Origin of the sequence: Enterobacter cloacae complex sp. P12RS, from assembly GCF_014895875.1 — a bacterium.
Taxonomy (GTDB): domain Bacteria; phylum Pseudomonadota; class Gammaproteobacteria; order Enterobacterales; family Enterobacteriaceae; genus Enterobacter; species Enterobacter bugandensis.
Window position 1 is genome coordinate 85,565 of record NZ_JADBQO010000019.1, and the last position, 22,671, is coordinate 108,235.

22 protein-coding genes and 1 pseudogene are annotated in these 22,671 nt (G+C 57.9%); 5 read left to right on the plus strand and 18 right to left on the minus strand.

All coding sequences use genetic code 11. From position 1 onward, the window contains the following. The first annotated feature begins 18 nt into the window (after nucleotides 1–18). The gene (locus tag IM284_RS13360; RefSeq protein ID WP_047366871.1) at nucleotides 19–2,298 is read left to right on the plus strand and encodes an ATP-binding protein; all 2,280 of its coding nucleotides are present in this window, start codon (nucleotides 19–21) and stop codon (nucleotides 2,296–2,298) included. 69 nt (nucleotides 2,299–2,367) lie between these two features. Beyond that, entirely contained in the window at nucleotides 2,368–2,691 is a 324-nt protein-coding gene (gene yjdP / locus IM284_RS13365) for a DDRRRQL repeat protein YjdP (RefSeq protein WP_028015201.1), read from the plus strand. A gap of 52 nt (nucleotides 2,692–2,743) precedes the next feature. Here yjdP and phnP read toward each other — a convergent pair whose 3' ends face one another. The 16 genes and pseudogenes from phnP to IM284_RS13445 all read right to left on the minus strand — a co-directional run bounded on the left by phnP (nucleotide 2,744) and on the right by IM284_RS13445 (nucleotide 14,395). After that, nucleotides 2,744–3,502 (minus strand): phosphonate metabolism protein PhnP, encoded by a 759-nt coding sequence (gene phnP, locus IM284_RS13370; RefSeq protein WP_047366872.1) that lies wholly within the window; start codon nucleotides 3,500–3,502, stop codon nucleotides 2,744–2,746. Nucleotides 3,503–3,511: 9 nt separating this feature from the next. Beyond that, on the minus strand, nucleotides 3,512–3,946 hold the full coding sequence (gene phnO / locus IM284_RS13375) for an aminoalkylphosphonate N-acetyltransferase (protein WP_193055825.1): 435 nt from the start codon (nucleotides 3,944–3,946) through the stop codon (nucleotides 3,512–3,514). Next, the gene (gene phnN, locus IM284_RS13380; protein ID WP_120247327.1) at nucleotides 3,939–4,490 is read right to left on the minus strand and encodes a ribose 1,5-bisphosphokinase; all 552 of its coding nucleotides are present in this window, start codon (nucleotides 4,488–4,490) and stop codon (nucleotides 3,939–3,941) included. Before phnN ends, phnO begins: the two co-directional genes overlap by 8 nt. After that, the gene (gene phnM, locus IM284_RS13385; protein ID WP_047366875.1) at nucleotides 4,487–5,623 is read right to left on the minus strand and encodes an alpha-D-ribose 1-methylphosphonate 5-triphosphate diphosphatase; all 1,137 of its coding nucleotides are present in this window, start codon (nucleotides 5,621–5,623) and stop codon (nucleotides 4,487–4,489) included. The genes phnN and phnM overlap by 4 nt, the downstream gene beginning before the upstream one ends. Further along, a complete protein-coding gene (gene phnL, locus IM284_RS13390; protein WP_047366876.1) occupies nucleotides 5,620–6,300 on the minus strand; it encodes a phosphonate C-P lyase system protein PhnL in 681 nt (226 codons plus the stop codon). Before phnL ends, phnM begins: the two co-directional genes overlap by 4 nt. Before the next feature lie 9 nt (nucleotides 6,301–6,309). Beyond that, nucleotides 6,310–7,065 carry a phosphonate C-P lyase system protein PhnK gene (phnK, locus tag IM284_RS13395; protein ID WP_045261067.1) on the minus strand — a complete coding sequence of 252 codons (756 nt, stop codon included), beginning with the start codon at nucleotides 7,063–7,065 and terminating at the stop codon, nucleotides 6,310–6,312. Beyond that, nucleotides 7,062–7,907: an alpha-D-ribose 1-methylphosphonate 5-phosphate C-P-lyase PhnJ gene (gene phnJ / locus IM284_RS13400; RefSeq protein ID WP_041911512.1), complete on the minus strand. Its 846-nt coding sequence runs from the start codon at nucleotides 7,905–7,907 to the stop codon at nucleotides 7,062–7,064. The genes phnK and phnJ overlap by 4 nt, the downstream gene beginning before the upstream one ends. After that, entirely contained in the window at nucleotides 7,900–8,964 is a 1,065-nt protein-coding gene (locus IM284_RS13405; RefSeq protein ID WP_047366877.1) for a carbon-phosphorus lyase complex subunit PhnI, read from the minus strand. Before IM284_RS13405 ends, phnJ begins: the two co-directional genes overlap by 8 nt. Continuing rightward, nucleotides 8,964–9,548 carry a phosphonate C-P lyase system protein PhnH gene (gene phnH / locus IM284_RS13410; RefSeq protein ID WP_193055826.1) on the minus strand — a complete coding sequence of 195 codons (585 nt, stop codon included), beginning with the start codon at nucleotides 9,546–9,548 and terminating at the stop codon, nucleotides 8,964–8,966. Before phnH ends, IM284_RS13405 begins: the two co-directional genes overlap by 1 nt. Then, nucleotides 9,545–9,997, minus strand: a complete 453-nt coding sequence (gene phnG / locus IM284_RS13415; protein WP_028015211.1) for a phosphonate C-P lyase system protein PhnG — start codon at nucleotides 9,995–9,997, stop codon at nucleotides 9,545–9,547. Before phnG ends, phnH begins: the two co-directional genes overlap by 4 nt. Beyond that, on the minus strand, nucleotides 9,998–10,723 hold the full coding sequence (phnF, locus tag IM284_RS13420) for a phosphonate metabolism transcriptional regulator PhnF (protein WP_047366878.1): 726 nt from the start codon (nucleotides 10,721–10,723) through the stop codon (nucleotides 9,998–10,000). Nucleotides 10,724–10,743: 20 nt separating this feature from the next. Beyond that, nucleotides 10,744–11,523: a phosphonate ABC transporter, permease protein PhnE gene (gene phnE / locus IM284_RS13425; protein ID WP_028015213.1), complete on the minus strand. Its 780-nt coding sequence runs from the start codon at nucleotides 11,521–11,523 to the stop codon at nucleotides 10,744–10,746. Nucleotides 11,524–11,574: 51 nt separating this feature from the next. Further along, a pseudogene (gene phnD, locus IM284_RS13430) lies at nucleotides 11,575–12,592 on the minus strand (phosphonate ABC transporter substrate-binding protein). Between the two features lie 23 nt (nucleotides 12,593–12,615). After that, a complete protein-coding gene (gene phnC, locus IM284_RS13435) occupies nucleotides 12,616–13,404 on the minus strand; it encodes a phosphonate ABC transporter ATP-binding protein (RefSeq protein WP_047366880.1) in 789 nt (262 codons plus the stop codon). Nucleotides 13,405–13,540: 136 nt separating this feature from the next. Beyond that, complete coding sequence (gene yjdN / locus IM284_RS13440) at nucleotides 13,541–13,978, minus strand: VOC family metalloprotein YjdN (RefSeq protein ID WP_028015216.1); 438 nt, start codon at nucleotides 13,976–13,978, stop codon at nucleotides 13,541–13,543. 81 nt (nucleotides 13,979–14,059) lie between these two features. Continuing rightward, nucleotides 14,060–14,395: a zinc ribbon domain-containing protein YjdM gene (locus IM284_RS13445; protein WP_047366881.1), complete on the minus strand. Its 336-nt coding sequence runs from the start codon at nucleotides 14,393–14,395 to the stop codon at nucleotides 14,060–14,062. Nucleotides 14,396–14,988: 593 nt separating this feature from the next. Here IM284_RS13445 and crfC point away from each other — a divergent pair. Both crfC and IM284_RS13455 read left to right on the plus strand, forming a co-directional pair. Continuing rightward, entirely contained in the window at nucleotides 14,989–17,343 is a 2,355-nt protein-coding gene (gene crfC, locus IM284_RS13450) for a clamp-binding protein CrfC (protein WP_047366882.1), read from the plus strand. Further along, a complete protein-coding gene (locus IM284_RS13455) occupies nucleotides 17,340–18,215 on the plus strand; it encodes a diguanylate cyclase regulator RdcB family protein (protein WP_028015219.1) in 876 nt (291 codons plus the stop codon). The genes crfC and IM284_RS13455 overlap by 4 nt, the downstream gene beginning before the upstream one ends. A 55-nt stretch (nucleotides 18,216–18,270) precedes the next feature. On the opposite strand, the gene kdgT is transcribed toward IM284_RS13455, so the two are convergent. Then, nucleotides 18,271–19,263, minus strand: coding sequence for a 2-keto-3-deoxygluconate transporter (gene kdgT / locus IM284_RS13460; RefSeq protein WP_028015220.1), 993 nt, complete (start codon nucleotides 19,261–19,263; stop codon nucleotides 18,271–18,273). Between the two features lie 649 nt (nucleotides 19,264–19,912). Here kdgT and proP point away from each other — a divergent pair. Further along, a complete protein-coding gene (proP, locus tag IM284_RS13465; RefSeq protein ID WP_041911505.1) occupies nucleotides 19,913–21,415 on the plus strand; it encodes a glycine betaine/L-proline transporter ProP in 1,503 nt (500 codons plus the stop codon). A gap of 33 nt (nucleotides 21,416–21,448) precedes the next feature. Here the strand turns inward: proP and IM284_RS13470 are convergent, their stop codons facing one another. Continuing rightward, nucleotides 21,449–22,402 carry a nickel/cobalt transporter gene (locus IM284_RS13470; protein ID WP_047366883.1) on the minus strand — a complete coding sequence of 318 codons (954 nt, stop codon included), beginning with the start codon at nucleotides 22,400–22,402 and terminating at the stop codon, nucleotides 21,449–21,451. Between the last annotated feature and the right edge of the window lie 269 nt (nucleotides 22,403–22,671).

Genomic DNA, 22,671 nt, shown 5'->3' on the forward strand with positions numbered 1-22,671 from the left:
CACAGTTACGGAGTCAACATGTCTTCACGCCCCCCGTTCTTCTCCAGCGCCCGCGGTCGCCTGCTGATATTTAACCTGCTGGTGGTCGCCGTCACGCTGATGGTGAGCGGCGTGGCGGTGCTCGGCTTTCGTCATGCCAGCCAGATCCAGGAGCAGGTCCAACAGCAAACGCTGGACGACATGACCGGGAGCATGAACCTCGCGCGCGACACGGCCAACGTGGCAACGGCGGCGGTGCGGCTTTCGCAGGTAGTGGGGGCGCTGGAGTACAAAGGCGAGGCCGAGCGGCTGAAGCAGATGCAAACGGCGCTGCGCCGCTCGCTGGAACAGCTGGCGGATGCCCCGCTGGCGCAGCAGGAGCCGGCGCTGGTGGCGCGGATTATTCGCAGAAGCAATGAATTACAGCAAAGCGTAACGGGGATGCTGGAGCGTGGGCAAAAGCGGCATCTTGAGCGTAACGCGCTGCTGAGCTCGCTCTATCAAAGCCAGAGCTATTTACGCCATCTTCAGGACATCAACCGCCGCTTCGGCAGCAACGTGCCGGACGCGCGGCAGCTGATGGAGATGGATCGGCTGATCGCGGCCGCGATTGATACACCTTCGCCGCGTGCTACCGTTCAGCAGCTGGACGCCGTGACCGCCACGCTGCCCCGAAGCGCCATACAGCCGGTCGTGGAGGGCGTTCTGCCCGATTTTAACGCCGAGCTGCGCAAGCTTGCCCCGCTGTCGAAGCAGCTGGAGGAGAGCGATCTGTCCATCAGCTGGTATATGTTCCACATTAAGGCGCTGGTGGCGATCCTTAATAGCGATATTAATCAGTACGTTGAGCAGGTGGCGCAGGCTTCCCGGTTTCGCACGGCCCAGAGCCATCACGAGTTGCAATCCATCAGCGTGTTTATCAGCATCTTCGCCGTGCTGGCGCTGATCATCACCGGCTGCGCCTGCTGGTATATCTACCGCAATCTGGGCTCCAACCTGACGGCCATCTCCCGGGCGATGTCGCGACTTGCCCACGGTGAACAGGATGTTTCTGTTCCTGCGCTGCAGCGGCGCGACGAGCTGGGCGAGCTGGCGCGCGCGTTTAACGTTTTTGCCCGCAACACCGCCTCGCTTGAGCACACCACGCGTTTGCTGAAAGAGAAAACCACGCAGATGGAGATTGACCGCATCGAGCGTCAGGGGCTGGAAGAGGCGCTGCTGCACAGCCAGAAGATGAAGGCCGTCGGACAGCTGACCGGCGGGCTGGCGCATGATTTTAACAACCTGCTGGCGGTAATTATCGGCAGCCTTGAGCTGACAGACCCCGAATCAAACGACGCGCCGCGCATTACCCGTGCGCTGAAGGCTGCCGAACGCGGCGCGCTGCTGACCCAGCGGCTGCTGGCGTTTTCCCGCAAACAGTCCCTGACGCCGCATGCAGTAGAGATGCTGCCCCTGCTGGAAAACCTTCGGGAACTGATGCGCCACTCGCTGCCCGCCACGCTTACCCTGGAGATTGAAGCGCAAACCCCGGCATGGCCCGCGTGGATTGACGTCAGCCAGTTGGAGAACGCCATTATCAACCTGGTGATGAACGCCCGGGATGCGATGGAAGGCCAGAGCGGGGCGATCAAAATTCGCACCTGGAACCAGCGCGTGACCCGCAGCGACGGACGCAGGCAGGATATGGTAGCGCTGGAGGTCATCGATCGCGGCAGCGGGATGTCGCAGGAGGTGAAATCCCGGGTTTTTGAACCGTTCTTCACCACCAAGCAGACCGGAAGCGGAAGCGGGCTGGGCCTGTCGATGGTGTACGGTTTTGTGCGTCAGTCCGGGGGGCGGGTAGAGATCGAAAGCGCGCCGGGACAAGGAACGACCGTGCGGCTCCACCTCCCGCGCTCGACGCTGCCCGCCGTTTCGGAGGATGAAGCGCTGGCTGCCACAACGTCCGTGGATCACGAGCGGCTTGTACTGGTGCTGGAAGATGAGGCGGACGTTCGCCAGACCCTGTGCGAACAGCTGCATCAGCTTGGCTACCTGACGCTCGAAGCGGACAGCGGCGAGCAGGCCCTGAGCATGCTGGCGGCGTCGCCGGATATTGGTATGTTTATCAGCGATCTGATGTTGCCCGGAAGCCTGAGCGGGGCCGAGGTGATTAACCATGTGCGCAGCCATTATCCGCAGCTTCCGGTGCTGCTGATCAGCGGGCAGGATTTGCGCCCGGCGCATAACCCGCAGCTGCCGGACGTTCCGTTACTGCGTAAGCCGTTTACCCGCCAGCAGCTGGCGCAGGCGCTGCGGAAGGTGATGGTAATTTGAGATTCCTCCGCTACCCCGGTTCCCAGCCATTCATTACCGTAAGGCCAGTTCCCCTGCGAGTCTGGCCTTATGAAACGTTACTCTACCGTCCTGTTATTTGGTCTGCTGACTTTAACCAGCCAACTGGCGCATGCCGATGTGATTGATGACGCCATTGGCAACATTCAGCAGGCGATCAACGATGCCTACAACCCCAGCAGCAGCCGTAATGACGATGACGACGATCGTTACGACCGCAGCCGTCAAATCGACAGCCGACAGTACGACGATCGTCGTCGGCAGCTCGAAGACAGACGCCGCCGCTTAGACGAGCGTCAGCGCCAGCTGGACGACGACAGGCGTCGGTTAGAAGAGGACGAGCGCAGGTTGGAAGACGATTACGATCGCGGCTAAGTGCGGCCTGTTGCCCTCACCCCAACCCTCTCCCACGGGAGAGGGAGAAAACCTAATCCAGCACAAGTACCATCCCGTCATATCCCGCTTCAATGCCGTCCGGCAGCGGGTTATCCATCATCCATGCGTCAAACTGATGGCTAATGTGCGTCAGGATCACCTGCGGACAGCCAATCACCTCGTTCAGGGCAATCACCGTATTTAAATCACTGTGGTTGCGCGGTGTCTCCGGACGCGGTTCATGGCTGCAGTCGATGATTATCGCCTGTGGCTGATTGTTGAGCAGAAACGTCACCGTTTTATCCGGCAGCCCGGCGGTATCAGAAAGCCACGCCACGCGGCTATGGGCCGATTCCAGCAGATACCCGAAGGTCAGTTTTGAATGGTTGAGCGGCAGCGGCGTGACCCGCAGCCCCTGCAGCTCAAACATCACGAACGGCTTGACCGTGTGGCTGAAATCCAGAATACCGGGGTGTTTAAACAGGTCGTCACAGCCCGCTTCATCCGGCGGGCCGAAGACCGGGATGGTTGCGCCCACGCCCCAGCGCAGGGGGAACAGCCCCTGGACGTGATCCATATGATAGTGCGTGAGCAAAAACTGCTGGAAGCTCCCCGCCGGCCAATCGTCCATCAGGTGCGGAATGCCCGCATCCAGCAGGGTGACAGCATCGTTGAATTTGACCACCGCGCTACAGGGGCGACGGCGATAGTTGTCCTGCAGGCGCGCCCTGCGACACGCCGCGCAGTCGCAGCCAAAGACCGGGACCAGCTGTGCGCTTCCGGTTCCCGTTAACGTGATGGTCAGACTCATAACGCACCTCTACAGCGGTTTGGTGAAGCGAAAATGGCTCTGCGTATATCCCTCACGAACGTAAAAGCGGTGGGCGTCCGTGCGCTTCACGCTGGTGGAGAGCTCCGTTAGCTCGGCACCGGCCTGCCTCGCAACGTCTTCTGCCCATGCCAGTAACTGGCTGCCAATCTTTAACCCGCGCGCCTGCGGCATCACCACCAGCTCCTGGATCTCGCCGATCCAGCGGGCATGGTGCAGGTGAAACTGCATGTGCAGACCGATCATGCCGACGACCTGTCCGTCCAGCTCGGCAAGCTGGTAGCGCATGTTGTGATCCTGAAGGTTGGCCAGAAATCCGGTGTGAAACGTCTGGTGATCGAACTCTGCCTGCTTCAGTTCACAGATCAGGGCGTAAACAATTTGTGCATCGTCGGCGGTGGCGGGGCGAAGCTGGCAGTCAGGCATGCTGTCTCTCCTTCTGGCGAATAAGCGATAAAAAGGTCTCGACTGACTGTAGCAAACTTCCGTCATTATTGAGGACGTGACAGCCCGACGGGGTGTAGCGCGCCGCACGTTCCAGCCGCTGGTCGATCTCACGCGCATTTTCGCGCCCCCGGCTTTGCAGGCGGTTGCGCAGAATATCCGGAGAAACCTGCAAACAGACCGGCAGCAGCGCCGCTTCGTACCGGGCTTTTGCCTGCGGCAGATGCGCGCGCGAGCCGTTAACCAGCACGTCGAAGCCCGCGTGCAGCCAGAGGTCGATCTCGATGCCGACGCCGTAATAAAAGCCGTTCGCGTGCCAGCTCAGCGCCAGCAGATTTTGCCCGGCGCGGGTAAAAAACTCCTGCTCGCTCAGGGCGATATGGTTTTCACTGCCAGCGTTCGCCGCGCGGGTAATGTAGCGGTGCGCCACCAGCAGCTGTGAATGTTCCCGCTGCCGTAACGCCGACAGCAGGCTGTCTTTTCCCGAGCCGGACGGGCCCATTAACCAGATGAGTCTTCCCATCAGAACACCCTTTTTCCCTGACGCCAGACGTGGTCGATATGAACGTGCTCGCCCTTGCGGTGCGCCAGCACCAGGTCTGCCCGTTTGCCTTCGGCAATCTCACCGCGGTCGTGAAGGTTGAGCGCGCTGGCCGGGTTTTTCGTCACCAGTCGAATCGCCTGCGGCAGCGTAAAGCGGTTGTCCTCGTCGTCTGCAACGCGGAAGGCCGCGTCCAGCAGGCTGGCGGGGTAGTAGTCAGACGAGAGGATATCCAGCAGGCCGAGGGAAGCGAGTTTGCTTGCCGCCACGTTGCCGGAGTGCGATCCGCCGCGCACGATGTTCGGCGCGCCCATCAGCACGTTCATGCCGTGTTTGCGGGAGGCTTCAGCCGCTTCGAACGTGGTGGGAAATTCGGCGATCACGCTGCCTAGTTGATGGGATTCGCGCACGTGATCGTGCGTGGCGTCGTCATGGCTGGCCAGCGCGATATTCCGGTCCCGACACATCGCGGCAATGGAGAGACGGTTCGGCTGCGACCATTGTGCCGCAAGCTCCAGCTGCTCTTCTTCGTAGCGCGCCATCTCCGCGTCGTTGAGCGAGTATTTGCCCTGATAGTATTCACGGTACTTTTCAATGTTGGCGAACTGGCGCTGCCCCGGGGAGTGATCCATCAGGGAGACCAGCGACACCGGCTCGCGTCCGACCAGCTTTTCAAACAGCGGCAGGGTGGTGTGGTGCGGCAGCTCGCAGCGCAGGTGCAGGCGGTGCTCGGCGCGGTTGAGGCCGCGCTTTTGCGTCTCCTCCACGGCGTTGATCATCTTCTCCAGATTTTCCAGACGATCGCCGCCGTCGCGCACGTCGCCGATCGCCACCGCGTCCAGCACCGTGGTGATGCCGCTGGCGACCATCAGCGCGTCGTGGCTGCTCATCGCCGAATGGGCGGGCCAGTCCACCTTCGGGCGCGGGGTGAAGAATTTATCCAGATTATCGGTATGCAGCTCAATCAGCCCCGGCAGCAGCCAGCCGCCGTCGCCGTCCATCGCTTCAGGAGAACGGCTTTGGGTTTCGGCAAAGGCGCGGATGACGCCGTCCTGGATTTCAACCGAACCCTTCACGACCTCATTTTCCAGCACCAGCCTGACATTATTGATAATCATGCGTTTGTCCCCATCGGGTGCAGCCTGTCCGCCACGCGATTGCGGACGGCGTCGTCGTGGAAGATCCCGACGATCGCCGCCCCGCGCGCTTTGGCCTGTTCGATCAGCGCTATCACCGCTGCGCTGTTTTTAGCGTCGAGCGAGGCGGTGGGTTCATCCAGCAGTAAAATCGGATAGTCGACGATAAACCCGCGCGCGATATTCACGCGCTGCTGCTCGCCGCCGGAAAAGGTCGACGGGGCGAGGTGCCACAGGCGCTCCGGCACGTTGAGGCGCGTCAGCAGGCTGGCGGCCCTGGCGGCGCAGGTTTCGCGCGGCACGCCGAGATCCAGCAGGGGCTGCATCACCACGTCCAGGGCGGAGATCCGCGGGATCACCCGCAGGAACTGGCTGACCCAGCCGATCGTTGAGCGGCGCACTTCCAGCACCTTGCGCGCCGGGGCCTGAACCAGATCGACCCACTCTTCGTTATGGCGGATGTGGATGTGGCCTTCGTCCGGTAAATAGTTGGCGTACAGGGAGCGCAGCAGGGTCGATTTACCGCTGCCGGAGTGGCCGTGCAGCACCACGCATTCACCCTGACTCACCTCTAACGAGGCGTTTTGCAGCACCGGCAGGCGTACGCCATTTTGCTGGTGGAGCACAAAGGTCTTACTGACATTTTCAACGTGGATCATGTTGGCCTCTCAATTCTGTAATACCGAGGACACCAGCAGCTGGGTGTATGGATGATGCGGGTCGTCGAGCACGCGGTCGGTCAGCCCACTTTCCACCACCTGACCCTGCTTCATCACCAGCAGGCGGTCCGCCAGCAGGCGCGCAACGCCCAGATCGTGGGTGACAATCACCACCGCCAGGTTCAGCTCCACCACCAGGCCGCGCAGCAGGTCGAGCAGGCGGGCCTGCACGGAGACGTCCAGCCCGCCGGTGGGTTCATCCATAAACACCAGCTTTGGATGGGTGACCAGATTGCGGGCAATTTGCAAACGCTGCTGCATACCGCCGGAAAAGGTGGTTGGCAGGTCGTCAATGCGCGAGGCGGGGATCTCCACCTCCTCCAGCCAGTGCTGTGCGGTGGCGCGGATGTTGCCGTAGTGGCGCGCGCCGGTGGCCATCAGCCGTTCGCCGATATTGCCTCCCGCCGACACCTGACGGCGCAGGCCGTCCATCGGGTGCTGATGCACCACGCCCCACTCGGTGCGCAGCAGGCGACGGCGCTCGGCCTCGCTTATGTCGTAGAGGGAGCGTCCCTGATACAGGATCTCGCCGTGTTGCGGCGTCAGGCGCGCGGAGATGGACTTCAGCAGGGTGGTTTTGCCGGAGCCGGACTCGCCGACAATGCCCAGCACTTCGCCCGGCCACAGCTCGAACGACACGTCGCTGAAGCCTTTTCCCGGCGCATAAAGGTGGGTCAGGTTATTAACCGAAAGCAGCGGTTTCATTGGCCGTTCGCCTCGCTCTGTTGGCGGCAGTAATCGGTGTCGGAGCAGACAAACATCCGTTTGCCCGTATCGTCCAGCACCACTTCATCGAGATAGCTGTGTTTGGATCCGCAGATGGCGCACGGCTCGTCCCACTCCTGCACCGTAAACGGGTGATCGTCGAAATCCAGGCTTTCGACACGCGTATACGGCGGTACCGCGTAGATGCGTTTTTCACGTCCGGCACCAAAGAGTTGCAGGGCAGGCATCATGTCCATCTTCGGGTTATCGAATTTTGGGATCGGCGACGGGTCCATGACGTAGCGCCCGTTGACCTTCACCGGGTAGGCGTAGGTGGTGGCGATATGGCCGAAGCGGGCGATGTCTTCATACAGTTTGACCTGCATGATCCCGTACTCTTCCAGCGCGTGCATGGTGCGGGTCTCGGTTTCGCGCGGCTCGATAAAGCGCAGCGGCTCCGGGATCGGCACCTGGAAAATCAGAATCTGATCTTCCGTCAGCGGAGTCTCCGGAATGCGGTGGCGGGTCTGGATCAGCGTCGCGTCTTCGGTTTTTTCGGTGGTGTTGACGCCCGTCACGCGCTTAAAGAAGTTGCGGATCGACACGGCGTTGGTGGTATCGTCCGCGCCCTGGTCGATAACCTTCAGCACGTCCGCTTCGCCAATCACGCTGGCGGTGATCTGAATGCCGCCCGTGCCCCAGCCGTACGGCATCGGCATTTCACGGCCACCAAACGGCACCTGATAGCCCGGAATAGCCACCGCTTTTAAAATGGCGCGGCGGATCATGCGTTTAGTTTGCTCATCCAGATAGGCAAAGTTGTAGCCGCTTAAGTTAGCCATTGGCGCGCTCCCGTTGCAGGCGTTTCAGCAGTTCCAGTTCGGCCTGGAAATCGACGTAGTGCGGCAGCTTGAGGTGCGAGACAAAGCCTGCGGCCTCGACGTTGTCCGCGTGGGCCAGCACGAACTCTTCGTCCTGCGCCGGGCCGGCAATGTGCTCGCCGTAGTCCGGCGCCTGCAGGGCGCGGTCAACCAGCGCCATCGCCATCGCCTTGCGCTCGCCGAGGCCAAACACCAGCCCGTAGCCGCGGGTAAAATGCGGGTCTTCATTCTCTGGCGCGACGAAACCGTTGACCATTTCGCACTCGGTCATCAGCAGTTCGCCGACGTTCACCGCAAAACCCAGCTCTTCCGGCACGATTTCGACGTCGAGATAGCCGCTGCGGATCTCTGCCGCGAACGGGTGGTTGCGCCCGTAGCCGCGCTGTGTGGAGTAGGCCAGCGCCAGCAGATACCCTTCGTCGCCGCGCATCAGCTGTTGCAGGCGGGACGAGCGTGAGCACGGGTAGACCGGCGGCGTGCGGGTGACGTCGTCCGGCGTGGCGCCAGTGTCTTCTTCCGCTTTCGCCAGCCCCTGGTTTGCCAGCAGGCTGAAGACGTGCGGAGACGGTTCCTGTTCGACGTCTGAAGTGCTGAGCGTTGGGGCTTCGCCGTTCGCCAGCAGCGTGAAGTCCAGCAGACGATGGGTGTAGTCGTAAGTCGGGCCAAGCAGCTGGCCGCCGGGAATGTCTTTATAAACGGCAGAGATTCGGCGCTCCAGGCGCATTTCCGCCGTGTTCACCGGCTCGCTGACTGCCAGACGGGGAACGGTGGTGCGCCAGGCACGCAGCAGGAAGATGGCTTCCACGTTATCGCCGCTGGCCTGCTTCAGCGCCAGCGCTGCAAGCTCGCGGTCAGCAACGCCGCCCTCGGTCATCACGCGGTCAACCGCGAGGTTAAGCTGTTGCTCAATCTGGGCGACGCTCAGCTCGGGAAGCTTTTCATTGCCCCGTCGTCTGCGCGCCTGCAGCGCATGGGCGGCTGCGATCGCCTTTTCGCCTCCTTTGACGGCTACGTACATCAGCACACCTCCACGTGGGTAGTCCGCGGGATTGCCAGCAGGCGCTCGCCGCAGGTCAGGATCAGGTCAATGCCGAGCGGGAACGGGTGCGGGCGCTCGGTCAGCTCATGGATGATGCACTCCGGTAGCTGAGGCGCGACCATCCGCTCGTCGGCGATGCCTGCGCCCGTCAGGCGAAGCATGCGGCCACCGCTCAGGCTGGAGACCTGCAAAATCAGCGTGGCGCTGGTTTCCGGTGCGACGGCGCTGCCTTCGCTCAGGGCGTTAAGCTGTTCATGGCTGATCTGTTCGTCGGCGACGGCAAAGACCGCCTGCTGGGGCTGATCGACCAGCGGCGCGCTGGTGTGAAAGCGCAGGTTCTGGCTGGCGATATCGTTCAGCAATGCGCCTGACAGCCATACCGGGTTGTCGTTGTCCGCCAGCGTCAGCAGCACGCTGGTGGAGGCGAGGTTCAGCGGCAGCCAGCCCTGCGAGAGCTGGTGCAAGGAGACAATCACCCCCGGCTCGCTCATGGCCTTCAGCAGGCGACGGAAACTCTGTTGGGCATCCTGGACGGCCAGGGTAAAAGCAGGTTGAAGCGTCATGCGTTGTCTCCGCGAACGAGCGTAAAGAAGTCGACCCGGCTGGTGTTCACTTCGGCCTGACGCGCGGCAAGGCGTGCGGCGCGGTCGGCTTCCAGCGGGGCAATAAGGGTTTCCATTAACGTCTGGAAATGCGGGTGTTCCTGTAAAAGCGCGTCGATCACCGCGCAGCGCTCGGCGTGCGTTTTGTCTCGCCCAAGTACGTAGCTATAACCCAGCGTGCCGCTGTTAAGGCGGATAGCCGCGCGGGTGAGGGTGGCATCGCCGGCGAAGAAGCGCTCGCCGGTGCCGCCCATGCGTGCCTGGATCTGCACCAGGCCGATCTCCGGCGCGCGGATCGTGTCGTAGTCCGGCGTCAGGCCGAGTGCGTTCATGCGGGCGGCCAGCGCAGCAGGCTGGCTATGGGCCAGCACGCGCATCCAGCGCTGTCGGGTGGAGGTGTCGAAGTGCATTCAGTGCTCCATGGTGAATTCAATCATGTCGGCGCGGGTCAGGCTGACGGAGTATTCCGTCGCGTTAATCTCGCCGTCACGGTGGTTGAGGGTGCGCACGCAGAGCAGCGGGGCCATATTGGGGATCTCCAGCACCTTGCTCTCTTTCGCCTGCGCGCGGCGGGCGCTGATGCGCGTCTGGGTGCGTTTGAGCGCGATACCCGTCGCGTCCTGAAGGAAATCATGCAGGGAACCGCTGGCGAAATGTTGCAGCACGGGCCAGAGGGCCAGGTCCGCGAAGTAGTGGTCAATCTGGCAGACCGCCACGCCGTTGACCCGGCGCAACGTACGCAGGTGTACGACGTTGTCACCCTCCTGAATCCCGAGCGCGTCCGCCACGTGGCGGGAGGCCGGGCGCAGTACCGAGAGCAGCTTTTCGCTGGTCGGATGGCTACCCTGATCCAGCAGGTTCTGGCTAAAACGCGCCTGGGCGTTGAGTGGGTAGTCAAACGGGCGCATCAGCACCAGCACGCCGACGCCCTGACGGCGCTGGACCCAGCCGCGCTCCACCAACTGGTCAATGGCGCGGCGCAGGGTATGGCGGTTCACTTCGTAGCGGTCGGCAAGCTGCTGCTCGGCGGGCAGGTAGTCACCGCAGCGGTAATGCGTGCGCAGCTCCACTTCGAGCCTGGCCGCAATCTCTTGCCAGCGGGTAGGGTAACTGGTCGGATGTCTGGATAAGTGCATACCAATCAAAGCCTCGCTAATCAGATGAAGTGCTTACGCAAGCGTTGAGAGAGGAAATCCAGCAGGCTGACGGTGACGATGATGAGCACCATCAGGGCGCAGGTTTGCTGGAACTGGAAACCGCGAATCGCTTCCCACAGGGTGACGCCAATCCCGCCTGCGCCCACCATACCGACTACGGTGGCGGAGCGAACGTTGGACTCGAAGCGGTACAGCGAGTAGGAGATCAGCAGCGGCATCACCTGCGGCAGGACGCCGTAGAGGATCTCTTCGATTTTGTTGGCGCCGGTTGCGCGAATACCTTCCACCGGGCCGGGCTCGATGGCTTCGACCGCTTCCGAGAGCAGCTTGGAGAGCACGCCGGTGGTGTGGATGAACAGTGCCATCACGCCGGCGAACGGACCCAGGCCAACGGCGACCACGAACAGCATCGCAAAGACCATTTCGTTGATGGCGCGACAGGCGTCCATCAGGCGACGCATCGGCTGGTAAACCCACCACGGTACGATGTTCTCGGCGCTCATCAGGCCGAACGGAATGGAGAGAACGACGGCGAGGGCGGTGCCCCAGACGGCGATTTGCAGGGTGATCGCCATTTCGCTGAGGTAGTCCTGCCACTGGCTGAAATCCGGCGGGAAGAAGTCGGCGGCGAAGGTCGCCATGTTGCCGGAATCTTTGAAGAGCAGCAGCGGATCCATCTCCGCGCCCTTCCAGGAGATAACGAGTACCGCCAGCAGGATGGCCCAGCTTATGAGCGAGAACCAGCTGCGCTTCGGCGGCGGGAGGGTGATGGTTTGCATGTTGGCTCCTTAATCTGTTCTCCCTCTCCCCCAAGGGAGAGGGGACTTGTGTTACTGCACCGCTTTATTCACGCTCGTCATCGCACCCAGCGCGGCGGTCAGGCGGTCGAGGTCTTCCAGCTGGGCCTGGATTTCAGAGACTTTGCTGGTCTTCTCCTCTTCCTTCAGCCCTTTGTTGTCCTTCACGGCCTGCATTTGCTTAAACAGCGCCAGCTGGCGAATCGGGACCAGCTGCAGATCGCTGGACGCGCGGAACGGTGCCCAGCCCAGACGTTCCAGAACCGCTTTCTCTTCCGGCGTTTTGCCGTAGTTCATAAAGAAGTCGTAGACCTTGTCCTTGGTGCTTTCGGAGAGGTTTTTGCGCCAGACGATCGGGTCGCCGGGGATCAGCGGGGATTTCCAGATGACCTTCAGCGCTTTCAGCTTGTCCGGCGCGGAGGTTTTCAGCTTGTCGAGGTTTTCGGTGTTGTTGGTGGCAACGTCCACCTGCTTGTTCGCCACGGCCAGCGCGTTGGTTTCGTGGGCTGGCGTTGACGGTGCGCTTAAAGTCGCTGGCGGAGATGTTGTTTTTCGCGAAGACGTAGTAGCCAGGGACGAGGAAGCCGGAGGTGGAGTTCGGATCGCCGTTGCCAAAGGTCAGATCTTTGCGTTTGGCGATCATGTCGTTGAGGTTGTTGATCGGGCTGTCTTTGTTGACGATCAGCACGCTCCAGTATCCTGGAGAACCATCTGCCGCAACGGTCTGGGCAAAGACCTGACCGTTGGCGCGGTCCACCGCTTCCATGGCGGAAAGGTTGCCGTACCAGGCGATGTCCACTTTGTTAAAGCGCATCCCCTGGATGATGCCCGCGTAGTCCGGGGCGAAGAAGGCGTTCACTTTGATCCCCAGTTTGGTTTCCATATCTTTCAGGAACGGTTCCCACTGCGGCTTCAGGTTTTGCTGTGATTCCGTTGAAATGATGCCAAAGTTCAACGCTTTTTCCTGCTCTTCGGCGTACGCCGGGCTTAACAGGGTGCTGATGCTGAACATGCTGGTGAAGGCCAGCGCGGCAACGGCTTTGTAGTTCATTTCCATTCCTCGTTATCGGGACGTTAAGCAGCCTGCGCGCGTTCTTCGACGCGGTTTACGCTGCGGTAGAGATGGTCAAAACGTTCGTTATCAAACTGATGGCTGGCGCCATCGAAGAACACGTGGCCCTGACGCAGGGCGACGATGCGCTCGCAGTAGCGCAGGGCGTAATCCACCTGATGCAGCGTCACCACCACGGTGATGCCGTCGTTCTGGTTGATGTCGCGCAGGGTTTCCATCACGATGCGGGCCGACTCCGGATCCAACGAGGCGATGGGCTCATCGGCGAGAATGATTTTGGCTTTCTGCATCAGGGCGCGGGCGATAGCGACGCGCTGCTGCTGCCCGCCGGACAGCGTGGACACGCGCTGGTGGGCGAAGTGCGCCATGCCGACGCGGGTCAGCGCCTGTAAGGCTTCCTGCTTCTGTGATGGGGAGAACCAGCGCAGGCAGGTGCGCCAGAACGGGGTGCTGCCGAGCGCGCCAATCAGCACGTTCTCCAGCACCGTCAGGCGGTTCACCAGGTTGAACTGCTGAAAGATGTAGCCCGTCCGGGCGCGGCTTTCGCGAATATCGCTCGCCAGACGGCCTGCATGCTGCACGGTGTTACCCAGCAGCTCGACGCGGCTTTCCGGCGTTTTATCGCAGGTAATAAGGCCGCTTAAGTGACGCAGAAGGGTGGATTTTCCTGAACCTGACGGCCCCAGCAGCGCCACCATTTCGCCCTGCTGGACGGTCAGATCAACGGCATGCAGCGCCTTGTTGTGATTGAAGGTCTTGCTCAGTTTCTCGACGCGGATAACAGTGTGCATGTGCTGGGCCTCACGATAAATGTGGCCTCATGCTGGCGCATCAATATGACATTTGGGTTAAGTGCAGGTTGCGGGAGTTTGAAGAGTTGAGGGGAGTTTGATGACAGGCGGAGGCAGACCGCCCACCGCCCGAAAATTAGTGCTGCTGCTTAACGACGTTAATCATCCACGGCACGCCGTACTTGTCGGTGACCTTACCGAAGCCGTGCGCCCAGAAGGTTTCCTGCCAGGCCATGTCGATATTCCCGCCATCGGCAAGGTTGTCGAACCAGCGCTTGCCTTCTGACACATCCTGCGTGTCGAGCACCAGCGTGAAGCCCGCGTATTGTGCGCTGCTGCCCGGCGGCAGCCCGTCGCTCATCATGATATCGCTGCCCGCAATGCGAACGTTGGAGTGAGCGATAGCCGAATCCGGAAACTGCATGCCGGACGGACAGCCTTCTTCGCTGTTATCGCTTTTTGGCATTTCGCCGAAGGTGATTTTATAGAGGAGTTCTGCGCCGACGGCCTGCTGATAGAAGGCGGTAGCCTCTGCACAGTTGCCGGCAAAAGAGATGTAGGGACTTAACGGCATAATCTTTACCTCACGTAAGAAAAGCCCGTTAAGTGTAGTTCCCGAAAGCCCGGTAAGCGAAGCGCTACCGGGCGGGTTAAATCAGTTCTTTTTCACGAACTCAGATTTCAGTTTCATCGGACCGAAGCCGTCAATTTTGCAATCGATATTATGATCGCCTTCCACCAGACGGATATTCTTCACTTTGGTGCCGATCTTCAGCATGGAAGAGCTGCCTTTCACCTTAAGATCTTTCACCACGGTGACGCTGTCGCCATCCGCCAGCAGATTACCGTTGGCATCTTTGACGATCAGTGCATCAGCGTCCTGCGCTGGCTCGGCATCATTCCATTCGTGTGCACATTCCGGGCAGATGAACATGCCATTATCTTCGTAGGTGTATTCAGAATTGCATTTTGGGCAGTGTGGGAGTTGCATGTCGGTATCCTCAAAAGTGTTAACGCGCTGGAAAGTGCCAGCTAAATGACGGCAGAGTGCCGAAAAAGGCGGCAAGTATAACGCAAATCCACACTTTTGTCGGTGCTATTGTGAATTTAAAAAACGCAGAAAATGTGTTGCGAGTGACACTTACTGTCAGTCAGCTAAGCGATGCTAACGTCATTAACACGGTGGAAAGAGAAGTCGCTAAATATATCGAATATTTTATTGCGGCAAATTGCTACGCACCTTCATTTCGGATAAGGTGAAGCAACGCATTGTTATTTATCTTCGAACTTTACTGCCATGCATTTCTTATGTTGGCGGCCTATCCCTCTCTTTTTAGGTGGGTAAATAATGATGATATATCCTGAAGCTTCTTAAAATGGGCCAGGCTTTTTATCTTTTGGCTTTCAGGCCTTGAGGAGAGCTTTACACGCCATGCAGGGATAGCCATTTATTTCTGATTATCTTCAATTAGTTATATTTTGGTGAACATGTTTTCCACACGTGATCATATAAGCCTGAACATCATAATTAATACAAGTGGCTTAATAAAAGTAATAAATTTGCGTTAAGGAAAGGCTTTTATCATGCACACACAGACCATTTTTGAATTAAGTCAGGAAGCTGAGCGTTTGTTACAGCTTGCCCTGCAAAATCTCGATACCCTGAAATCAATGCCGACAGCGAAGCTGGAGAGCACGACGGCTGCTATTACAGGTGAAAAGAACAACGTGCTGCCTTTGCATTTTAGTGCGCGAGGCGTCGAAGCGCAGCAGGCAACGCTGAATAATGAATTACGCAAAATAACACGTCTGGAAATGGTTCTGGCTATCGTTGGCACGATGAAAGCGGGGAAATCGACCACCATTAATGCCATTGTGGGTACCGAAGTGTTGCCGAACCGCAACCGCCCAATGACGGCGCTGCCTACGCTGATCCGTCATACGCCAGGTCAGAAAGAGCCGGTGCTCCACTTCTCACATGTCTCTCCTATTGATGATTTGATTCACCTGCTGCAGAAAAAGCTTGGCGATTACGATCGCGGCAAGCTGGCTCTGCAACTGGAAATTGATAAGGACATGAATACGCTGCTGGAGCGTATTGAGAAAGGCGAGGCCTTTGAAAAGCATCATCTCGGGGCGCAGCCAATATTTCATTGCCTGAAAAGTCTCAATGACCTGGTGAGGCTCTCCCAGGCGCTGGGCGTGGCGTTTCCGTTCTCTGAATACGCGGCCATCGAACATATTCCGGTGATTGAAGTGGAGTTCGTGCATCTTGCGGGTCTGGATGCGCACCTCGGGCAACTGACGCTGCTCGATACCCCCGGCCCCAATGAGGCCGGACAACCGCATCTGCAAAAAATGCTTAGCGAACAGCTAGCCCGCGCGTCGGCGGTGCTGGCGGTGATGGATTATACCCAGCTTAAATCTATTTCTGATGAAGAGGTTCGTCAGGCTATTTCGGTTGCGGGGAAATCAGTGCCTCTGTATGCGCTGGTGAATAAATTCGACCAGAAGGATCGCAATAGCGACGATGAAGAGCAGGTCAGGGCAATGATCTCCGGTACCTTAATGAAAGGCACTATTTCGCCTGGCCAGATCTACCCTGTTTCCTCTATGTGGGCGTATCTGGCAAACCGCGCCCGCAACGAGATGAATGCCCGTGGACGCCTGCCGGATCATCAGGAGCAGCCCTGGGTGCAGGATTTTGCCGAAGCCGCACTCGGACGCCGCTGGCGTTCGGCGGACCTGGACGATATAAACCATATCCGTCACGCAGCCGATTTGCTCTGGGAAGATTCGCTGTTTGAACAGCCAATACGCAAACTGATTTACGCCGCCTATGCCAATGCCTCGCTATTCGCGCTGCGCTCGGCCTCGCATAAGCTGCTCAACTACGCGCAAAATGCCCGGGAGTATCTCGACTTCCGCTATCAGGGGCTGACGGTGGCCTTTGAGGGGCTGGAACTGAACATCGCACGTCTTGAAGAGGATATGGCGCTGCTGCAGACGCGACAGAGCGCGGTGAGTGATGAGGTGAAACATGAAGTTGACCAGGCGCTGAACGCGACCGCGGACTTTATGGAGGCCGAAAAATCGGCACTTCACCAGGCCGTGGGCCATGTGTTCAGCCCTCAAAATATTCTTGATTTGGCAGGCATTGAGCGGCTGAATCGCCGCAGTGACAAACTGCAAGAGCGGGAACCGCTGGTTCTGGATGATGAAGGTCAGGCGCAGATCGTCCTGAGTAAAATTCGCTCCTCCTGTGAACTCATCATGCTGGATGCGCAGGCAAAAATCGCCCGGGAGCTGGCGTTACGCTTCGATCAGCTGGAATCTACGCTGGCGCGCTCGCTGAATGAAGCTATCCGCCCCATTGAAACGCGTATAAAAGAGCATCTGAGCCATGCCGGCTTCCGGGCGCGGATCAGCTTCCCGGCTTTTCAGGCAAACCAGCTTGACTTCAATACGCGGGCACTGTTTAACGATGCCATTGCACAGGATAACCGCCCGGCAGGTCAACTTTCCGCCGGGAGCAGTATGCGTGAAACCGTTTCGCGTTGGCTCAATAATCCGGGCTGGGGCTGGGATGAGTATGTGGTCACGCGCACGCACTATGTTATCGACATTGCGCAACTGCATGACAAATTTAAGCAACATATTGATCAGTTTTGTGAACAAATACGTAAAGCTTTGTCCGCGCAGGTCGATGTCTCTGTTACGGCCGGAATGGCGACGTTCTTTGCAGAATTTTCGTTATGCCTGACCGGGTTACAGGAAAGCTTGCGTGATAGCCTCGCAGTGCGTCAACAAAATGAGCATTCAACCCGAGCGCTCAGCCAGCTGTTGAAGCAAAGCATTACGACTGCGACGTGGATTCAGGAAGATACCCGACTGTTACGCGATGACATTCAAACTCTATTCGCAGCAGAGCAACCATGACAACACAGCTACTGGACGGTCCCGGGCGGACGCTGGAGTGTATTCATCCCAGGTTTATGGTCGATCTTGTGCAGGGCGTGGACGCGGCGCGCCATCCCCATCTGGGGCCGCAGCAGCTGCAGTTTCGTGAACGTTTGACTCAGGAGATCATGACGCATACCCGGCTACGGCCCTGGGCGATGGCGGGAATGCTTAACGAGAACGCGGCCCTGCGCCTGGGGCTGGCGGAAAAACTCGCCGGCATGTTGGATCCAGGCCATCTTGCGCTGACGCTGATGGCCGATAAACTGACTGCACTGTGCCAGCAGGCCCACCTGCGCGCTCAGCCATCTCCCGGCCTGCTTGAACAGTATGCGGAGCTCTCCTCTCATTTTACCCAACGTGCCGCCTATAAAGAAAAGGCTCTGACCCAGCGTGGACTGACGGTACAGGCGGGCGAGCACAGTGAACAAATTTTCACCCGCTGGCGAGCCGGTCACTATGATGGCTGGTCTTTAGCCGGGCGCTGCTTCATTGTTCTGGAAGAGCTGCGCTGGGGAGCATTTGGCGATGCCTGCCGTCTGGCGAACAACGATGTGTCGGCCATGCTCAAGGATAATTTACGCAGCATGGCCGCCAACTACCTCGCGCAGGGCATCAATGCGTCTCCCACAACGCGCCATTTCTATCATCAATGGCTGACCACACCCGCTTCGGCGGGTTTAATCGATCACAAAGACATGCTGGGCTGGCTGGGCGACTGGTGTCAGGCGGATATACACCCGGTGAGTTGGTCAGTGACGCAAAACTGGCAGACTGTCGCGCTGGGTATGCCGAGGCTGTGTTCGGCAAAACGGCTGGTGGATGCAATGGTGGAAGAGATTTTTGGTTGAACCCCACATCCTGACCCTCTCCCCCCAGGGGAGAGAGGATGGCTGGCGCGGTGTGTTAGTGATTCATTTCTATCGGTTTCGGTTCAGGCGGGATCTCTTGCACATTTCCGTAGCGTTTCGCGTATAGCGCCGTGATGATGGGCACCAGGATTGCGGTGACAATCACGCTGGCGGCAACCAGTGCCGTCGCGGACGCGGCCACCGGTTCGAAGGCCGGGTTAATCTGGGCGATAATCACCGGGTTTGCAACGGCAGCGCCTGCGGCTGAAGAGGCGGCGACGCCCGCCGTGCCGTTTCCTCCCCCGATTACGCGGTCAGCAATGATCAGCGGAATACCGGTGATGATGATAACCGCGACACCCAGCACAATCCCCAGCAGTCCCGTATCCAGAATCACGTTCAGGTTGATGGTGTTACCCAGCGCAAAGCCAAAGAATGGGATCAGCACCGGCGTGGCTTTGCTGAAGAAATCACGCAGATCGTGATCCAGATTGCCCAGTGCGAAGCCGATCAGGAATGGCAGGATCGCGCCGACAAAATGATGGGGCTCAAAAGAAGCCAGGCCAGCGGACCCCAGGATCAGCATCGTCATGAGCGGGCCGGACTCCAGAGACATCAAAACAAACGCGCCGGACTCCTCTTTCGTTCCATACTGGTTCATCAGGCTGGCATACAGCCCGCCGTTGGTCATGTCCATCGCCGAGACAATCGCCAGGACGGATAACCCGGCGAAGAAACCGGTCTGAATTCCATTTTCAGGAATGAACATCGCGCATATCATTGCGACCACCCAGGCAACCGCTATTTTGGTTATCACCAGCGTTCCGGATTTGCGTAATACGGTACCGGTTGCCCGCAAATTAATGGATGCGCCGATACAAAAGAACCAGACCGCCAGGATGGGAACGGTACCCGTAATCATCCCCTTTGTGAAACCACCAAAATAAGCCCCGGTTTCAGGTGCTAATGTATTCAGAATAGCACCGAGTACCAGCGGCACCAGCATCATACCACCCGGTATGCGTTCTATCGTGGCTTTAATCTTCATCTCTAACCCTCACAATTTCGCCTCTCGTGGTGAGCGGCAGCTGCGAATAAAAAAATCATTAAATTCAATTTGATGAAGGGTGCTCTTGATGATTGGTTTGTGATAACCCTGCACCGAAATTCAGTCAGCGCTCTCGTTTTCTCTCGTCAGAAAACATGCGTCGCTATGTTTCAGGAATTATCATGCGATCGATGGAATATTGATTCAATGAAAATAAAACGGTGTTTTAGTTATCTTCATCACATATTGAATGTAAACTTTACGGCGCGTTGTGAGAGCTGAAAATTTATGTAAATCTCTTGTAAAAAATATGGCTTTTTATTTTGTTGGGAAAAGAAAAAGGATGAGGGCGAAAATGGGGACTCTGGAAGGTTGAGAAAGTACTTATTTGCGTTAGTTGACAAAAACTGTCTTCACCTGACGCAGTATAAATATATGTGTGAAGTTGATCACAAATATAAACGCTGGTAGGGTAAAAAGGTCATTAACTGCCCAGACAGGCGTCAACAGGTTCGGTTGTATCGACGGTAAACGTCAATGTAAGTAAACCTGCTACGCTTGAAGATGGAGGTTCGCACGGAGCGGATCTCGGGTTCACAGAGTGCGAGTTGGCTGTGGAACGGACAGGGCTAAGTCTACGAGGAAAGCTATGCTAAGAAGGAAAAAGGTTAAACCCATTACGCTTCGCGACGTCACCATTATTGATGACGCTAAACTGCGTAAAGCGATCACCGCCGCCTCGCTCGGTAATGCGATGGAATGGTTCGATTTCGGTGTCTACGGCTTTGTTGCCTATGCATTAGGTAAAGTGTTCTTCCCCGGTGCTGACCCAAGCCTGCAGATGATTGCCGCGCTGGGTACATTCTCCGTTCCTTTCCTGATCCGCCCGCTGGGTGGTCTGTTCTTCGGTATGCTAGGTGACAAATACGGTCGCCAGAAAATACTCGCTATCACCATTGTCATTATGTCGATCAGTACGTTCTGTATCGGCCTAATACCGTCCTATGCCACGATCGGCATCTGGGCACCTATTCTGCTGTTGCTCTGTAAGATGGCGCAGGGCTTCTCCGTCGGGGGCGAGTATACCGGGGCGTCGATCTTCGTCGCGGAGTATTCCCCTGACCGTAAGCGCGGCTTTATGGGCAGCTGGCTGGACTTCGGTTCGATTGCCGGGTTTGTGATGGGTGCGGGCGTCGTGGTTCTGATTTCAACCGTGGTCGGTGAGGAGAACTTCCTCGACTGGGGCTGGCGTATTCCGTTCTTTATCGCGCTCCCGCTGGGTATTATCGGTCTTTATCTGCGACATGCGCTGGAAGAGACACCTGCGTTCCAGCAGCACGTTGAGAAACTGGAGCAGGGCGACCGCGAAGGGCTGCAGGACGGCCCGAAAGTGTCCTTTAAAGAGATCGCGACAAAGCACTGGCGCAGCCTGCTGACCTGTATTGGTCTGGTGATTTCCACCAACGTCACTTACTACATGCTGCTGACCTACATGCCGAGCTATCTGTCGCATAACCTGCACTACTCGGAAGATCACGGCGTGCTGATTATTATCGCCATCATGGTGGGTATGCTGTTTGTACAGCCGATTATGGGTCTGCTGAGTGACCGCTTTGGCCGCCGACCGTTTATCATTCTGGGTAGCGTAGCGCTGTTCGCGCTGGCGATCCCGGCGTTTATTCTGATCAACAGTAACGTGCTGGGTCTGATTTTCGCGGGTCTGCTGATGCTGGCGGTGATCCTGAACTGCTTTATCGGGGTGATGGCATCCACATTACCTGCGATGTTCCCGACGCACATTCGTTATAGTGCGCTGGCGGCGGCGTTCAACATCTCCGTTCTGATTGCCGGCCTGACGCCTACGCTTGCCGCCTCTCTGGTGGAAAGCACGCAGAACCTGATGATGCCAGCCTACTACCTGATGGTTATTGCGGTAGTCGGCCTGGCGACCGGCCTGACCATGAAGGAGACGGCGAACCGTCCTCTGAAAGGGGCGACACCTGCGGCATCTGATATTCAGGAAGCGAAAGAAATCCTGCGCGAGCACTACGATAACGTTGAGCAAAAAATTGAGGATATCGACGCAGAGATTGAAGAGCTGCAGAAGAAACGCTCCCGTCTTGTTGATCAACATCCACGCATTAACGAGTAATAAAGAAACCCGCCAACGGCGGGTTTTCTTTTATTAGCATCCGGCGGCGATGTAGTCGCCGTTGGCGCTAATGGGGATGACTGTCAGGAACAGGACGGTCGCGAACAGGATCAGGATGATACCTCCGGCAATTTTAACTGCCGGCACCAGCCATCTGAACGCGCTATCTCCCCCGAACCATGCCACCGTGCGTTCACGGGCATAACGAACCGCCAGTGATAGCCCCATAATAGAGAGTGCCGTTCCTAAAGACATGGTCATAACGGCCGCCATTCCCCAGGTGACAATGCCCAGCGCGTTCGAAAACATCAGAATCATGATCGCACCGCTGCACGGACGTGCGCCAATCGCCAGAATGACGCCCAGACGCGTTTTCCAGTCACCTTGTGTCAGATCTGCGCCCACGCCGTGATGACCACAGCCACAGTGTTCATCGTGCTGATGAAGGGGAGTGATGGCTGAGATCCTCATTCTTTGAGGCCGCAGGCTTTTCAGCGCCTGGTAAATGATGAAAGCACCAAATGCGCCAATCAGCACGGCGCTTATCTTCTCGACATACCAGCGGCTGGTGCTGATATCCCCTGACGCGAGGTTAAATCCTACTGCCAGAATAAAGACAAACAGAATGGCGCTGATGCCCTGCATCAGGCTGCCAAGAAAGGGAACGGTGCGTGCGGCCAGTTCGCTCTCCTTATTTGTGCTCAGGTAGGTTGTCACGATGAACTTCCCGTGCCCCGGCCCGATGGCGTGAAGGACGCCATAAAAGAAAGCGCCTGTTAAGAGCCATAATCCACCGCTGTACTGGTTGTTATTAAGCTGCAGTAGATACATCACCAGATAACGGTGCAGCGTAATCTGCGTGGCAAGGCACCACTGGATAAAGGCGTTCCAGTGCGTATGCAGCGTAAAAGCGGCGAAGAGGATGGCCAGCAGCATCAATCCGGCCGTAGGGAGGCGCCAGTCGCGAGGCAGGCGTTGTGTATTCATCAGGGGGAGCTCTGCGGAGAAGAATATTTGCCGCTAGTATAGTTGATCTTCTCTTTCAGTTCGCAGGATCGCATCAGGATCTTGCTGTAATTGTGGATAAGTCTGTGCGTAAAAGGGTATAAGGCGGGGTTTTGCTGGGGAATGCAGCAGTCAGTCATTTTTTTGCAACTTTTCTGTTGCGGGCTGCGGAGAACTCCCTATAATGCGCCTCCATCGACACGGCGGATGTGAATCACTTCACAGTTAACCCGGTCGGTTGAAGAGAAAAA

Excerpts from the sequence above, each read along its gene's own strand:
- phnM (WP_047366875.1), bottom strand. The coding sequence starts at position 5,623 with ATGATTATCAATAATGTCAGGCTGGTGCTGGAAAATGAGGTCGTGAAG.
- IM284_RS13455 (WP_028015219.1), top strand. The coding sequence starts at position 17,340 with ATGACAACACAGCTACTGGACGGTCCCGGGCGGACGCTGGAGTGTATT.
- IM284_RS13360 (WP_047366871.1), top strand. The coding sequence starts at position 19 with ATGTCTTCACGCCCCCCGTTCTTCTCCAGCGCCCGCGGTCGCCTGCTG.
- yjdP (WP_028015201.1), top strand. The coding sequence starts at position 2,368 with ATGAAACGTTACTCTACCGTCCTGTTATTTGGTCTGCTGACTTTAACC.
- phnL (WP_047366876.1), bottom strand. The coding sequence starts at position 6,300 with ATGATCCACGTTGAAAATGTCAGTAAGACCTTTGTGCTCCACCAGCAA.
- phnO (WP_193055825.1), bottom strand. The coding sequence starts at position 3,946 with ATGCCTGACTGCCAGCTTCGCCCCGCCACCGCCGACGATGCACAAATT.
- IM284_RS13445 (WP_047366881.1), bottom strand. The coding sequence starts at position 14,395 with ATGCAACTCCCACACTGCCCAAAATGCAATTCTGAATACACCTACGAA.
- phnG (WP_028015211.1), bottom strand. The coding sequence starts at position 9,997 with ATGCACTTCGACACCTCCACCCGACAGCGCTGGATGCGCGTGCTGGCC.
- kdgT (WP_028015220.1), bottom strand. The coding sequence starts at position 19,263 with ATGAAGATTAAAGCCACGATAGAACGCATACCGGGTGGTATGATGCTG.
- yjdN (WP_028015216.1), bottom strand. The coding sequence starts at position 13,978 with ATGCCGTTAAGTCCCTACATCTCTTTTGCCGGCAACTGTGCAGAGGCT.
- phnE (WP_028015213.1), bottom strand. The coding sequence starts at position 11,523 with ATGCAAACCATCACCCTCCCGCCGCCGAAGCGCAGCTGGTTCTCGCTC.
- IM284_RS13405 (WP_047366877.1), bottom strand. The coding sequence starts at position 8,964 with ATGTACGTAGCCGTCAAAGGAGGCGAAAAGGCGATCGCAGCCGCCCAT.
- phnJ (WP_041911512.1), bottom strand. The coding sequence starts at position 7,907 with ATGGCTAACTTAAGCGGCTACAACTTTGCCTATCTGGATGAGCAAACT.
- phnF (WP_047366878.1), bottom strand. The coding sequence starts at position 10,723 with ATGCACTTATCCAGACATCCGACCAGTTACCCTACCCGCTGGCAAGAG.
- phnK (WP_045261067.1), bottom strand. The coding sequence starts at position 7,065 with ATGAAACCGCTGCTTTCGGTTAATAACCTGACCCACCTTTATGCGCCG.
- phnH (WP_193055826.1), bottom strand. The coding sequence starts at position 9,548 with ATGACGCTTCAACCTGCTTTTACCCTGGCCGTCCAGGATGCCCAACAG.
- phnC (WP_047366880.1), bottom strand. The coding sequence starts at position 13,404 with ATGCACACTGTTATCCGCGTCGAGAAACTGAGCAAGACCTTCAATCAC.
- crfC (WP_047366882.1), top strand. The coding sequence starts at position 14,989 with ATGCACACACAGACCATTTTTGAATTAAGTCAGGAAGCTGAGCGTTTG.
- IM284_RS13470 (WP_047366883.1), bottom strand. The coding sequence starts at position 22,402 with ATGAATACACAACGCCTGCCTCGCGACTGGCGCCTCCCTACGGCCGGA.
- phnP (WP_047366872.1), bottom strand. The coding sequence starts at position 3,502 with ATGAGTCTGACCATCACGTTAACGGGAACCGGAAGCGCACAGCTGGTC.
- proP (WP_041911505.1), top strand. The coding sequence starts at position 19,913 with ATGCTAAGAAGGAAAAAGGTTAAACCCATTACGCTTCGCGACGTCACC.